Source organism: Paenibacillus sp. JT22N1, assembly GCF_059692155.1.
Map to the genome: position 1 here is coordinate 128,681 of NZ_JCAUAW010000006.1, position 14,375 is coordinate 143,055.

The following is a 14,375-nucleotide window of genomic DNA, read 5'->3' on the forward strand; positions in this document are numbered from 1 at the left end:
TTAGAGGACGTTTAAAAGGAGACCGAAATGATGCAACTGGATGAAATGTTTGTAGAAAGCAAAAAATGCCCTCTCGGGATCGATGTCACACACCCTGCTTTCGGCTGGAGCTACAAATCCAGTCTCGTTCGCTCGCAAATGCAAACAGCCTACCGAATCATGGTGTCGACCGATGTGGAATGTGTACAGCGCTTCGTATGGGATAGCGGCAAAATCGCAAGCAGGAAAAACGTGCATGTTTTATATGAAGGCTCTCAGCTTCTGTCCCGCGTACGCTATTATTGGAAGCTTCAGTTTTGGGATCAAAACGATCAAATGACGGAAAGTCCGGTATCGTGGTGGGAAATGGGACTTTTAAACGAGAACGATTTGGCGGCCCGCTGGATCGGCGATCCTGACTTAGAGCCGCAGGAGCGTAGAGCACTTCCGTTGTTCCGATATGAATTCAACCTAGATAAATCTGTGGAAAGAGCAAGAGCTTACATATGCGGTTTGGGACAATATGAGCTTCGGTTAAACGGGAATAAGGTCAGTGATCATGTGCTTTCGCCCGGGTGGACAAACTATGACAAAACTTGTCTTTACTGCGTTTACGATGTGACCGACGAAGTGAACCAAGGCGCTAACGCTGTAGGCGTTATGCTCGGGAACGGATTTTTCAACGTGACGGGAGGCCGTTACAGCAAATTCAAACGTTCCTTCGGTACCCCGAGATGCCTGGTCCAGCTCGAAATCACGCATACCGATGGTACGACCGTCACGATTGCCAGTAATCAGGACTGGGAAACCTCTGCGGGACCGATCACTTTTTCATGCATATATGGTGGCGAGGACTTTGACGCACGCCGTATGCAAGCAGGTTGGGATTTGCCCGGTTTCACGGAACGTGAAGCCTGGGGATACGCAGTCGAAGTTGACCCTCCCGTTGGAAAGCTGAAATCGCAAGCGCTTTCTCCTTTGAAGGTGATGCAGACATTCCAACCAGTGAACATATCGCAACCTACACCTGGTGTTTACGTTGCCGATTTCGGGCAAAACTTTTCAGGATGGGTTAAAATATCCGTCGTTGGCCAGGAAGGTGCCATGATCACCCTATCCCCAGCAGAACTGTTGAAGGAAGACGGTACGGCCAATCAAAAATGGACCGGCTCCCCGTACAGGTTTTCCTACATCCTGAATGGAGATAGAGAGGAAATCTGGTCACCTCGATTCAGCTATTACGGTTTTCGCTATGTTCAAATCGAAGGTGCGATTCCAACCGATTCGTCCGGGCGGCTCCCAACAGACTGTCCCGTTATTTTCCGCATGGAAGGACAAATGATCTATCCAGATACGAGGGTTACAGGAAGGTTTGAAAGCTCGGATGTTATGTTGAACCGGACGCACGAGATTATTAATCAAGCAATTCTTAGCAACATGAAAAGCCTGTTTACGGATTGTCCGCATCGAGAAAAGCTCGGATGGTTGGAACAAATTCATCTGATGGGCCCATCCGTAGCATTCAATTATCAGATTGAACCCTTGTTAACGAAAACGATGGAAGATATCAGAGATGCCCAACTGCCCAGCGGGATGGTGCCGACGACGGCACCCGAATATGTCGTGTTTTCCGATAAGTGGCACTGTTTCCGCGATTCTGTTTCGTGGGGAGGTGCGTATGTGTTGACAGGCTGGAACCTATTTCGTATGTACGGCAATATGCGGATTTTGAAAGAACATTATGAGGGTATGAAAGCGTACATCGATTACGTGGCTGAAGGCTCCGATCATTTAATCGTCAGTCGAGGGCTTGGTGATTGGTATGATGTCGGGGAAAATGGACCCGGGTTCGCACAAAATACACCTGTCTCTCATACTGAGACAGCGATGTTTTACCATATCGTAGATATATTTGCACAAATCGCAAGCTTGTTAAACAACAGCCAGGACGCCGTCAACTACGCAGCCCTGCGGGAAAAGATCAAATCGGCGTTTAATGGCGTATTTTTCAACCAGGAAACATCCAGATATGCTACAGGAAGTCAAACCTCGAACGCCATGCCGCTTACATTGGGACTTGTCGATGATCATTGCAAGGAAACCGTACTTTCCCATTTGATCGAAGACATTCGTCAACATGGTTATCATACGACCGCGGGCGATGTCGGGCATCGTTCTGTGCTTCTTGCACTCGCGCTGAATGGCCGTTCGGACATCATTTACGAAATGACTCGAAAAACTGATCACCCAAGCTACGGTTATCAAATCGTTCACGGTGCAACGACGTTGACGGAAGCGTGGGACGGTCCAACCGTTGGCAAATCGCAAAACCATTTTATGCTTGGTCATTTAGAGGAATGGTTATACGTCGGTTTAGCTGGAATCGATTATCGATATGACCCTGACTTTGAAAGCTATAAGGTGACGATTAAACCGGCATTGCCCCAAGGCTTGGAAGAAGTCAAGGCTGAGCATCAGCTGCCAATTGGATGTTTGCATGTAGACTGGAAACGAACTACTCATAATCAGTTGACGTTAAACGTGGTCATTCCTGCAAACTGTTTGGGGGATGTCTATGTCCCGGCTTTATCCGTGGATAAGATTACAGACAACGGATCTAGGATTACGGATGACCCGAGCATCGAAATCATCGGCTATGAATCCGGGTATGCCGGTCTTCGCGTTTCTTCGGGACAATACTGTTTTGTCAGCGAAATATAAAACCTTACTAACAACCTTACAGACATGCTCACTTCACAAACCCGCTCTTTTCTCGTCTGTAAGATTGAAAAACATCGTTACAGACGCGCTTCCGCTTTCACTAGCGTCTGCAACGATGAAAAACAACCTTACAGACTCACTCAGCGCACAAATCCGCTCTCTTCTCGTCTGTAAGATTGAAAAACATCGTTACAGACACGCTTCCGCTTTCCCTAGCGTCTGTAACGATGAAAAACAACCTTACAGCCCTCGCTCACTTCACAAATCCGCTCTTTTCTCGTCTGTAAGATTGAAAAACATCGTTACAGACACGCTTCCGCTTTCCCTAGACTCTGGAACGATGAAGAACAACCTTACAGCCTCACTCAGCGCACAAATCCGCTCTCTTCTCGTCTGTAAGATTGAAAAACATCGTTACAGACACGCTTCCGCTTTCCCTAGACTCTGGAACGATGAAAAACAACCTTACAGACTCGCTCATTTCACAAATCTGCCCTTTTCTCGTCTGTAAGATTGAAAAACATCGTTACAGACGCGTTTCCGCTTTCCCTAGCGTCTGTAACGATGAAAAACAACCTTACAGCCCTCGCTCAGCGCACAATTCTGCCCTCATCTCGTCTGTAAGATTGAAAAACATCGTTACAGACGCGCTTCCGCTTTCCCCAGCATCTACATGTACAATGGTTCGGTCGATTTCCCTTCAAATGTGCAGTTTCAACCGTTATATTTCTTCCTTCAACAACAAAAAAAGAGCTTTCAACCGATGTATGGACTACATGGTGGACAGCTCTTTCTCTACTTACATAGGGTTACGAGTTAGACCGACTCGATCTCATACACCATACCCGGGACCGTGTTAAACCTCACCACTTGATCCAATATCGAATAATCTTTCAAGAGTTCAGCTCCAACTATACGAACTTCGACACTCGTTCGAAGACGGCAAAGACCGCCGAGTCGGGAACGTACCGCAGCCGTTTCGAGTTTTCCACTCCTCCATTTGATATCCACTTCAAAGCCCCCTCGTGCCCTCAGTCCCTTCACTTCTCCGTCCGACCATGCCAATGGCAGCGCCGGCAGCAAGTGAAGCTCTCCGGCATGGCTTTGCAGCAGCATTTCGGCGATGCCCGCAGTTCCCCCGAAGTTGCCATCGATTTGAAACGGAGGGTGGTTATCAAGCAGGTTCGGCAGCGTCGATTTGCATAGCAGAGCCATGACGTTCTCATAAGCGGCCTCTCCGTCTTCCAGACGAGCCCAGAAATTGATGATCCACGCCCGGCTCCAACCTGTATGCCCGCCTCCGTGAGCAAGTCTGCGTTCCAACGTTTTACGCGCTGCCTCGGCCAATGCTGGTGTTTCACGAACGGTAATTTGGCGGCCGGGATGAAGTCCAAACAGATGAGAAATATGCCGGTGTCCGGCCTTCTTCTCTTCGTAATCCTCGATCCATTCTTGTAGTTGGCCGTAACGGCCGATCTGCGGCTCCGGAAGTCTGCTGCGAACAAGAGTCCACTCTTCTCGCAGCGTTTCATCCGCATCCAACAATTCGCTCGCCCGAATACACCCTGTGAACAAAGCGTGCAGGATTTGATTATCCATCGCTGGTCCCATTGTGAGGCAGCCTCTTTCCCCACTTGGCAGCACATAGGTATTTTCCGGCGATACGGAAGGGCAAGTCACCAGTTTCCCGTCCGGAGTTTCTATTAAATAGTCAAGGAAAAACAATGCTGATTCTTTCATCGTTTCATAAGCGCTCAGCAAAAATTCGCGGTCGCCGCCAAATTCGAAATGCTCCCACAGGTGCAAACAAAGCCATGCAGCCCCCATCGGCCAGTACGTTGCCGGAATGTATATGTCCTGCGGAGAAGTATCGCCCCAAATATCCGTATTGTGATGCGCAACAAATCCTCGGCAGCCGTACATGATTTGTGCAGTCTTCCGTCCGCGCTCGCGCATCCGCTCGAGCAGGTCGAACAGCGGCTCGTGGCACTCCGACAAATTACATGTTTCCGCAGGCCAATAATTCATCTGAGCATTAATATTGATCGTATATTTGCTGTCCCACGGCGGCTCAATTTTATCGTTCCAAATACCCTGCAAATTGGCAGGCAAAGAGCCTGGACGGCTGCTGGATATGAGCAAATACCGGCCATATTGAAAATAAAGCGGGATAATCCCGGCATCTTCGCCGCCTTCGCGAATACGCTCCAGCCTCTTGTCTGTCGGTAAATCTTCGCCCTCATCCGTAGTAAGGGAATCCAACTTAAATGAAACTCGGTCATACAACCGTCCGAAGTCTTCCTGATGGTCGTTCTTCAACCGCGAGTACGTTTTCGCTGCCGCTTCCTCCACTCGTCTGACGCATTCTGCCTCCGGATCGTCGTAACGGAATGAGGTGGCTGCCGCCACGTAGAGCGTCACGCTGTCGGCTCGATCCACGATCAAATGCTCACCGACAACGCTCACGGCGCCGCCCTGAGCCTCCGCATATAACACGGCACAGAATTCGGAACCACTGCCGCCGCAATTACCGCGAATCGCAATGCTGCGGTCGGAAAGTTTTCCTATTTGTTCCGCATACTTGTTTTTCTCGCCCCGTTTAAGCCGCGCGGTCAATGATAAGGAGCCGGGTCTGTCTGCCTCCAGCCGAACAGTCAACACCTGATCGACGTGGCTGGACAGCATCTCACGGATATAACGAATGCCGCCAGTCTGATACGTTACGGATGCAATGCCGGTGTTTAAATCAAGCTCCCTCTGGTAAGCGTTGACCTCTCCAGAGTGACCGGCAAAAGCCAGCGTCAGATCGGCGAGCGGCATATAATGGCGCTGCCCTTCCGGTACGCCGGACAGAGCCATCACTGCAAGCCGCTCCGCATCGTTGATTCGCCCTTCCGCGATCCACTGCCGGATTTGCTGAAGATGCTGCAGGGCATCCGGATTGTCGCGTTCCTTCGGTCCCCCATACCAGACCGAATCCTCGTTTAGTTGGATCTTTTCGCCAGCAACCTTGCCAAAAATCATGCCCCCCAGCCTGCCATTTCCGATCGGCAGCGCTTCGTTCCATTCGGCAGCCGGCTGCCGATACCAAATTTTATCCATGAATACCTCCTAATTATTTACGCAATGCACGACCAACGACACCCGAACGACATACCGCATTGACCTGTACAATTTTATAATTTCGTCCCAACTCTTACCTTTTCAAAAAAATTCTCACCTCCGACTTGTCCGCCTTTCAGCACAAGCTCCAGATCGTCAAACTGCGGCTCTTTCGAATATGCACGGCATAAAGGTCCACCAGGCTCAAGCGCCGCTTTACAGGCTAATGCATAGATACTCAACTCACGTGTTATATAACCTGATGTATCCCCGCCAGCGATAAGAATGCGTGACACACCCGTCTCTGCCACTAATTCTCTGGTCAGCTTACCAAGCGCCTTACCCAAAAGACGCCCGCTGTCTTCGGCCTTAAACCCTTGTGCAGCAAGCGTTTCACGGATGAGAGCAATCGTCTGGTCCTGTGGTCCCGAGGCCGTATACAGCACCACGCTTCGACCACTCTCCAGCACCGATCGCGCCTCTTGTTTCAATTGCAACTGCGCTTCCTGCATTAGCTCCGGTCGAATCAATTCATTCATAGGAACCCTAATTCCGATGAATCCTGCTTCCAAAGCACGCTGAATTTGTTTCTCTGTAACCGGTGAGCAGCTGCCCGACACCACTAACAAGCGATCGACTGATTCAACTGCTTCTACATCATGCTCTACGGATGGTAAGATACCCTCTGCTTTCCAGCAAACATTGAGCGCATATTCAACACCGGATGAGCCGACTACAAACAGTCCCTCGCCATTACTCGCTTCCTGCCAGATCAAACGCCCCGCTTTTTCAAGTCGAGGCTCATCCAGAACATCGAATAACACGACATCAGGCTGTTCGTTTTCAATTAATTGCTCTAATTTCCCGTGCACCTCTTCATCGTATCCTTCAAGCGCTAAAATATCGAACAATGAAGATTGCAGTTTCGTCTGCTTATGCAAATGCTTCCGCAAATCAGCCTCCCCCATCGGTGTCATTGGATGCTGAGACATCGTGGGGTGTCGGTCGAGCCTGTGTATACGCTCTCCTCCTGCCGCAAAATGATTGCCAAAGAGTGTATACCTTCGTAAATAGGGCACGCCCACTAATAAAGGCACATAACGTCCACCGAACACATCCCGGCCTATCTCCATCGCTTTTCCGATGCTGCCTATTTCAGGTGAAGAATCGAACGTGGAGCAAATCTTATAATGCACTACAGCCGCTCCGGCTTGCTTCATTGTTGTAAGCAACGGGCGCAATTCCCTCTCCATGTCATCAGGTGACAAGGACCGTCCCACACCCGCCACGCCAAAACAGTCCAAGTCTCGAAATTGCTCCCGCAGCATATCTAGAGTTGGTGGCTCCAGAAACAAGATCGTTCTCAGTCCTGCTTGAAACAAAGCTTCGAGGACATCGGTTGACCCGGTAAAATCATCTCCGTAGTAACATAACAATCGCTTGATCTGATCTTGATCTTGATCTTGATCTTGATCTTGACCTTGACCTTGATCTTGAGCCTGTTCCTGATTATCGGATAGCTTCATCGCGTCCATAGGTGGTTCAACCTTTCCCGTATTTCTCTATCGCACGTTGAAGCGGTGGATGCTGCTTAGCATAACTTTCAAGAGTAATCCCTTGTACAGCGGCCTCCCAGCCGAGCTTCATGCTCTCAAAGCCTGCTGCTGGACCATCTGGATGTGCCAGCATACCGCCTCCAGCCAAGTGCATCACATCAACGGAACGTGTAGCTTCATAGGTGATAGGAGCTGTACCTGCCCACTGCATGGACGAAATGACAGGCATCGAATGATACCCGCCTAATAACGGCATTGTGCATGCTTGAATGGAGCGAAGTACGGATTCATTGCTTTCATAGAACTTACTGTTAAAGCCATTGACATGAAGATGATCGGCACCGGCAAGACGGCATAACTTCTGATAAGCGGTGAATTCTATTCCGAGCAGGGGACTCCTTGTCAGCATCCCCCACTGATTGCGATGACCATGAATCGGCACTTCACTGTACTGGTTCAAGTAAGCCAGGCCACTTAGTCCCACACTCAATACGCTGACCATAACGCATGTACCACCTGATTTCACAACGAGATCATGATTGCGGCGAAGCTCGTCAATGTCGCCGGTAATATTAAAAGCATACATCAGCTTCTTTCCGGTTGCGTCCGCAGCTCGTTCGACGGCTTCCATAACTGCCTTTACTTTTTGCTCCAAGGGAGCACACGGAGGATTCGCATTCAACTCATCATCTTTGATAAAATCCATCCCAGCTATAGCAAGCTTCTTCACTAGTTCGGACAATTGTTCCGTAGATAACCCTATACTGGGTTTAATAATTGTGCCTAGAATGGGTCGATCATGCACCCCTGTCAGCTTTCTTGTGCCTGCAATGCCAAACTTCGGTCCGGGATAACGGGTCGTAAATGATTCAGGCAGATCCAGATCCAAAAGACGCAGTCCCGAGAGTTCCTGGAGCTCATACAGATTTCCAGCTACAGCAGATAGCAAGTTAGGAATCGAAGGGCCAAAATTATGCAGCGGAAATGAGACTGTTACGCGTCCTTGACGGTACTTACCGTCATGCCCAGCAGGCGGCTTCGCTCCTGGTAAGGAAGGTGTATCAACTTCTGCTAGCTGTTCAATATGTTCGACTATTGCACCGAACTTCGCTTTTAATTCATCCGTTTCCCCTGGGACGGACGTAAAGGTGCCCGTTGATTGCTCCCCAGCAATCGTAGCCGCTGCACGCTCTAAAGAATATGGCGTCTCTACCAGATAGGTAACTCTAACACGTTCTTGATTCATCCTGCCTCTCCCCCTATGCTTGATACTGTTACGCTTTTTCCAACAAAGCTTTAACCGCTTCAACGCCCATTCGAGGAGAAGAAAGCACCGGTTTACCGGTTGTTTCTTTGAGTTTCTGTTCCATGCGTGCCATCGAACCCTGTGCGAGTACAAGAACGTCAGCCTTATCTGCAATCCGCTTTGCCGTCTCCAACAAAATGCGGTCGTGTTCTTCAGGTTTACCGCCAACAAGCGCATCAAAAGCGCCTTCAGCAAGTCCGTTAACGAGCGTCACCTGTCGGCCAGCTGCCTCAGCTTGCTTCTGTACGAGCCGCATCGTAGGCTCAAGTGTCGATGGCAGGGTCGCTAGCACCGCAATGCGTTCATAGCTAACAGCCGCTGCAGCCATGGATTCATCAATTTTCACAATAGGCACACCGATGAGTCGGCGGGCATCATCAACCACTTCGCCTACAGAGGAGCAAGTATTCAAGATCACATCAGCTCCTATTTCTTCTCCATGATGAAAATACTGGATTAACCTTCGTGCCACTCCGGGCGGAACATGCCCTGCTTGCACCACATCGCTAATCAGGCTATCATCGATAATATTCACAAGCCTGCAATCTGGGAGCAATTCCTTAAACACCGCTTTTAGCGGGTCGGCCAAACCCTGGCCGGTATAGACAGCTACAACAGTCTTCATCATTCTTCCTCCTCCAAAATAAAACCTCTACCACACAAACTCTTTATTCAGCCTGCGGTAATCGCCTTCACGCATCGGTGCCTCATTGTATACTTTACGCCCGCTGTAGAGCGGCTTCTTCTCGCCTTTTGGCGTGATATTCACGACATCATCTCCGCGCCATTCCGCTTCGAACGTCTGGCCTACAGCGTTTTCCAATGTTTTGCGGAAACTGAGCGGGAATGTTACCGTAATTTTTTCCCCGGTGATTGCTGGACCAAGCAGTAGGAAATGCTTATTGACCCATCTGCTCTCCTCGCTTCCTTTTCCTTCTGTAACCTGACCATGAAGCTCTCGAGTGAAGCGAATTTTCGTAAAACCAGCCCATTCCGGAATTCGAATCTGAAGTCGTTGAACATCCATATGAACATCTATAACGACTTTGCCTTCATGCGGCAAATAACTGCTGACATCAAGCCATTTGGAACCTCGATTCAGCAGGAAGTTGATGCTGATTGTCCCATTTTTCTCGGTGATGCTGTTACTCCATCCCATGAACAATCCGCGCGTGCCAGAACCGAGACAGCATAATTGCAAATCGCTCGTATGTCCCCGGCCTTCATTCACATCGCATATGAAATCGTTAGGAGCTGAATAGCCGGCAAAAGATCCCCGTGTACGCTCGGCCACTTTGTAAAATGATTTGTTAGCTGGAATGTCATTCGATTTATCATCTGTCTGTTCAACCCAATCTAGATCAAGAAGCTGTGATTCCGTCAAATGGTTCCGCAGGAAGCGCTCTACCGTTCCCCAGTACTCCACGTAACCACTCTTAGCCAAGGTGATTCCTGTCGCAATCAGATCCACAAGGGAGCAAGTTTCATGCTCATAAGCTTGTTCATGCAAATCTCCGGGCGTCCAGCCAAATGACGTACACTTGGTTAGCGCCCAATCGTAGCACTTCTTCACCCAACTGATCATCGCCGCATCGCCCGTGAAGGCACCGAATCGGGCAATCGCATCTAGTGTGCCAAGACGTGTATGGAAATGACCGCTGCGATAAGCCAACGAATCGTTAAAGCTGCCATCCGGATGAAAAACGCCGCTGCGCTCTATAATCAGAGCCGTGAAAAACTGACACAATTCAAAAGCATCTTGATTCCCTGTCAGTTCGTGATATTTCAAGAGCGGCATGACTAATCGGCCGCAGAATGCAGCCGGATCTGGAGCGAGCCTCAGCTGCACACCATTGGCGGAAGGCCAGCCCGTTTCTTTGTATTCGGATGCCGGGTAGTACCACACATCTCGCTCTTTGATAGCAATTCTTTTCAGCGCTGCCACATGACGGTCTGCTGCTTCCTTTACTTTCGGGTCACCTGTTTCCATAAACCATGTCGTCAAAGATAAAATAACGGCACGTTGATCTATCAGATTAGCGTTTGGCTCCCAATTACGGGAGGGATTAATTTGTCGGTAGCTCATGCCATCCTCTTTAAAGAAGGAGAGCAAGTTAGCACGGTAATGCTCCTCTACATCTTTACCGAATGTTTCCCCCGACATATGCCTTGCAAGAATCAAGCCATCGATCATCCTGCCATGCGAAGAGCCGTAATCCCAATCCCCATGTGTCATAAAAGCAGGCTTGTGTAACAGATCCGCATTAAAGAACGGAACATAATTGTGATCTTTGTCAGCCATCCCCACCATTGCATTAATAGCATGTCCTGCTCGTTCTTCCAGCATCAGTGTATCGGGAATTAGTCGTCTTTCCATCTATATTCACTCCTTAGTCATCATTGATGTAGTTTCGGCAGCAATCCGGTATTTACCAATGGTCATTCCTGTTTTTTTCTTGAAGATTTGACTAAAATATCGATAGTCCTCGTAGCCAACCATTTGAGCAATCTCGTAATTTTTATAGCTAGACAACCTCATTAGTTCTTTAGATTTATTAATTCGGAATTCAGTCATATAATCAACAAAATTGTGACCTGTCGTTTTTTTAAATAAACGGCTTACATAATCCGTGTTCATGTAATGACTTTCAGCAATCTGATGTAGGGAAAGCGGCTGATCATAGTTGTTTTCTATCAAATTCTGAATGATACGGACAATCTTCTTGCCTTGTTTTTCATGTGAACGTTTGTAGTACTCAAGTACAGAGGGAATGATCTCTTCATCGAAAATCCGTTTCACAGCTGCCGCATCGTTCCGTTGCCGGATCATCTCTGTATACATTTGTGGATTTTTACCGCTTACTTCCTCTAGCCGATTTTCCGTTCCTCTAAGCTGTTTTTCAATAGAGTGGACAAGCAAAAAGGCGCTCCTCTGCAAATGATCTACAGTCATTGAATCCTCACTAATTGCAGCAAACAGCATGTCGCATTCTTGCTGAGCCTCTTCCTTGTTGCCCATTTGAAGAGAAAGGAGAAAAGCATTTTCCTTCTCCTGAGGATAATTAACTCGCTCATTACTCATGTCATTTTCAGCCCAAAGGACGGTACCTGACACACCCAGCCTTTTCTTTTTCAGTGCTTGCCCTGCCTCCAGATAAGCACGCCGTAAATAGTGGGCATCCTCTTTTTTCAAGCCGATACCCAAGCTGTAGCTGCCCAATTCCATTTGTTTGAGCAACCTTTGGACGGTTTGGCATAATTTATTCATTTCCTCTAGCTGCAGTCGCTCACCGACGATAGCTATAACGAATTCCCAATTTGCTTCCGGGGCGGTTGTTACGACGAAGTTCCATTCTCCCCCAAACAAAAATGGTTTGTTCCGGTTTAACTGTTCCCTCAGTTGCCCAACAAGTTTGTTTGACTCGCATCCATCTCGAAATGTATCCCGCTGCCCGACCATCACATAGGTTTCGCCGCAAGACCATCCTTCAGGAAGAGGAAATTCTTCCTCATTCTCGCGAACTTCTACATCTGTGACCGCATGGTACAAAACTCTTTGAAGCCAGTCTCCCTTACTGTCAAACTGCCCTGTTCTCTTCTTAGTTTCCTGCTGTTTCATCCTTGCTACTGCTCTCTCCAGTACAGAAACTAGCTCATCTTTTTTAACTGGCTTCAATAAATAATCAAATGCTTTCTGTCGGATAGCTTCTTTCATATATTCAAAGTCGGAATACCCGCTTACGACGATCGTCAATAAATCCGGTAAATCACGATGCAGCATTCCGAGCAGTTGTTTGCCATCCAGCCCAGGCATCCGCATATCCAGAAAAAGTAGATCCGGTTTCTCGGCAAGCGCGATCCTATGCGCCTCTTCCCCGTCTCCAGCCTCTCCAACAAGCCTGAAACCGAAACGATCCCAAGGTATAGATTGAATAAGCCCCCTCCGTATCCATATTTCATCGTCGACAATGACTACCTTTCGCATGGACCAAACCCTCCCGATGCTTGATTGCACCAATTGTTATCCCTTCAGAGAACCAGCAGTCAATCCATCAATAATATACTTTTGAAGGAACAAATAAATAAGTAATATCGGAGCGACAACGACCACCATAAAAGCGAACACAACGCCCCAATTCGTGCTGTACATCGTGACAAAATTAAAAATTTGGAGCACAATCGTCCACTTCGTGCTGTCTGTCATCAAATAGAAAGGGCCGAAAAAATCGTTCCAAACCGAAACCATGACAACGATCGCGACCGTTACAAGCACAGTTATAATAAGCGGAAGAATGATTTGAACATACAATCGGAAATAACCGCAGCCTTCCAGAAGCGCCGCTTCGTCCAGTTCTCGTGGAATGGATTTCATGAATCCGACTAGCAGAAATACGGCAAAAGGTAGCAATACGGCCGTATAGTACATGATAAGGCTGAAATACGTTCCTCGAATGTGCAAATCACCCATTAGCTTGATGGTGGGAACGATGGAAACTGGCACGATTAAGCCCATGATGAATAAATAGTACGCCGTACGCAAAAAGCGATTGTCCCTTCGTTGAATAATGAAAGCAGCCATAGATGCAAACACATTGACGCAAAGCACCACGCAGCCCGAAATCAGGAAGCTGTTCATGAAACCGCGTACAATATGCGCCTGAGCAAAGATGTCCTTATAATTGCTGAACTGCCACTCTGTGGGGAGGGACAAGCCGAACAGCGCTGATTCACGGATATCTTTGAACGAGTTGACGAGAATCATCAGAAAGGGGATGAGGATCATCAGTGCCAAACAGATAGCCACCAATTCGAGCACAATAAGCATGTTGCGCCGTTGTCTCACAACTCCACCTCCCGTTTCTTCATCTTCATCAGCACCGGCACACCAATGCAAGTAACTAAGATGAACAACACGACGTTAACCGTTGTCGCATAACCGAACTCTCCTGAACTGAACATACTGCGAATATAGGTGTAAAACACTTCTGTCGTATATCCCGGTCCACCTTCTGTCAGTACCATAACCATTTCAAACACTTTCATAGAACCAATCATGGATAGTAACACATTTACGGTAAAAGCAGGTGCCAGGAGCGGGAAAACAATATGTCGGAACCGGCTCCAGTATTGCGCGCCATCCATAGAAGCACTTTCCGTCAAATCTTTCGGAATGAACTGAAGTCCCGCCAAATACACAACCATAGAAAATCCAGCTACGCGCCATATATCCGTCACAATAATAGAAAACAACGCATACTTCGGATCGTTCAACCAATCATGCGCAAGTGCTGCAAGCCCTATCTGCTCCAGAATCTGATTCACAATCCCATGCTCAGGATGATAAATGGCACGGAAAATATAACCAATGACAATCGGAGCGATTACATAAGGAAGGAAAAATATCATCCGCAGCACATTGCGCAGCACAAGAGCTTCATTGAGAATGAGCGCTAAGCCAAGACCACATACGTTTTGCAGTACCGTTACAGCAGCCGCAAAGATTAACGTATTGAACAAGGCGGTTGTAAGTCTTGGCTCTTGAAAGATCGCCGCATAGTTTTGAAAGCCTATGAACCGAATATCCTTGGCATTGATGTTCCAATCGGTGAAGCTGTAGTAAAACCCAATGAGGGTTGGAGTTATAAAAAACACCAGAAAAATAGCCAAAGCTGGAAATGAAAAATAGAGTGGATACTTGCTTTTCCCCAATG

The 14,375-nt window shown here is 48.1% G+C and carries 9 protein-coding genes; 1 reads left to right on the plus strand and 8 read right to left on the minus strand.

Annotated elements, in window-relative coordinates; translation table 11 throughout:
* The first annotated feature begins 27 nt into the window (after positions 1 to 27).
* Complete coding sequence (locus tag AC58UU_RS13635) at positions 28 to 2,700, plus strand: alpha-L-rhamnosidase (RefSeq protein WP_497316417.1); 2,673 nt, start codon at positions 28 to 30, stop codon at positions 2,698 to 2,700.
* 816 nt (positions 2,701 to 3,516) lie between these two features.
* Here AC58UU_RS13635 and AC58UU_RS13640 read toward each other — a convergent pair.
* From AC58UU_RS13640 to AC58UU_RS13675, 8 genes are all read right to left on the minus strand, one after another.
* Positions 3,517 to 5,802, minus strand: coding sequence for a glycoside hydrolase family 95 protein (locus AC58UU_RS13640; RefSeq protein ID WP_497316419.1), 2,286 nt, complete (start codon positions 5,800 to 5,802; stop codon positions 3,517 to 3,519).
* Between the two features lie 74 nt (positions 5,803 to 5,876).
* Entirely contained in the window at positions 5,877 to 7,337 is a 1,461-nt protein-coding gene (locus AC58UU_RS13645) for a four-carbon acid sugar kinase family protein (protein WP_497316421.1), read from the minus strand.
* A 7-nt stretch (positions 7,338 to 7,344) separates the two neighbouring features.
* Positions 7,345 to 8,604 carry a ribulose-bisphosphate carboxylase large subunit family protein gene (locus tag AC58UU_RS13650; protein WP_497316423.1) on the minus strand — a complete coding sequence of 420 codons (1,260 nt, stop codon included), beginning with the start codon at positions 8,602 to 8,604 and terminating at the stop codon, positions 7,345 to 7,347.
* Positions 8,605 to 8,632: 28 nt separating this feature from the next.
* On the minus strand, positions 8,633 to 9,292 hold the full coding sequence (locus AC58UU_RS13655) for an aspartate/glutamate racemase family protein (RefSeq protein ID WP_497316425.1): 660 nt from the start codon (positions 9,290 to 9,292) through the stop codon (positions 8,633 to 8,635).
* A gap of 24 nt (positions 9,293 to 9,316) precedes the next feature.
* The gene (locus AC58UU_RS13660) at positions 9,317 to 11,041 is read right to left on the minus strand and encodes a glycoside hydrolase family protein (RefSeq protein WP_497316427.1); all 1,725 of its coding nucleotides are present in this window, start codon (positions 11,039 to 11,041) and stop codon (positions 9,317 to 9,319) included.
* 6 nt (positions 11,042 to 11,047) lie between these two features.
* Positions 11,048 to 12,649, minus strand: coding sequence for a response regulator (locus AC58UU_RS13665; protein WP_497316429.1), 1,602 nt, complete (start codon positions 12,647 to 12,649; stop codon positions 11,048 to 11,050).
* Positions 12,650 to 12,685: 36 nt separating this feature from the next.
* Positions 12,686 to 13,507, minus strand: coding sequence for a carbohydrate ABC transporter permease (locus AC58UU_RS13670; RefSeq protein ID WP_497316431.1), 822 nt, complete (start codon positions 13,505 to 13,507; stop codon positions 12,686 to 12,688).
* Positions 13,504 to 14,373, minus strand: a complete 870-nt coding sequence (locus AC58UU_RS13675; RefSeq protein WP_497316433.1) for a carbohydrate ABC transporter permease — start codon at positions 14,371 to 14,373, stop codon at positions 13,504 to 13,506. Before AC58UU_RS13675 ends, AC58UU_RS13670 begins: the two co-directional genes overlap by 4 nt.
* Between the last annotated feature and the right edge of the window lie 2 nt (positions 14,374 to 14,375).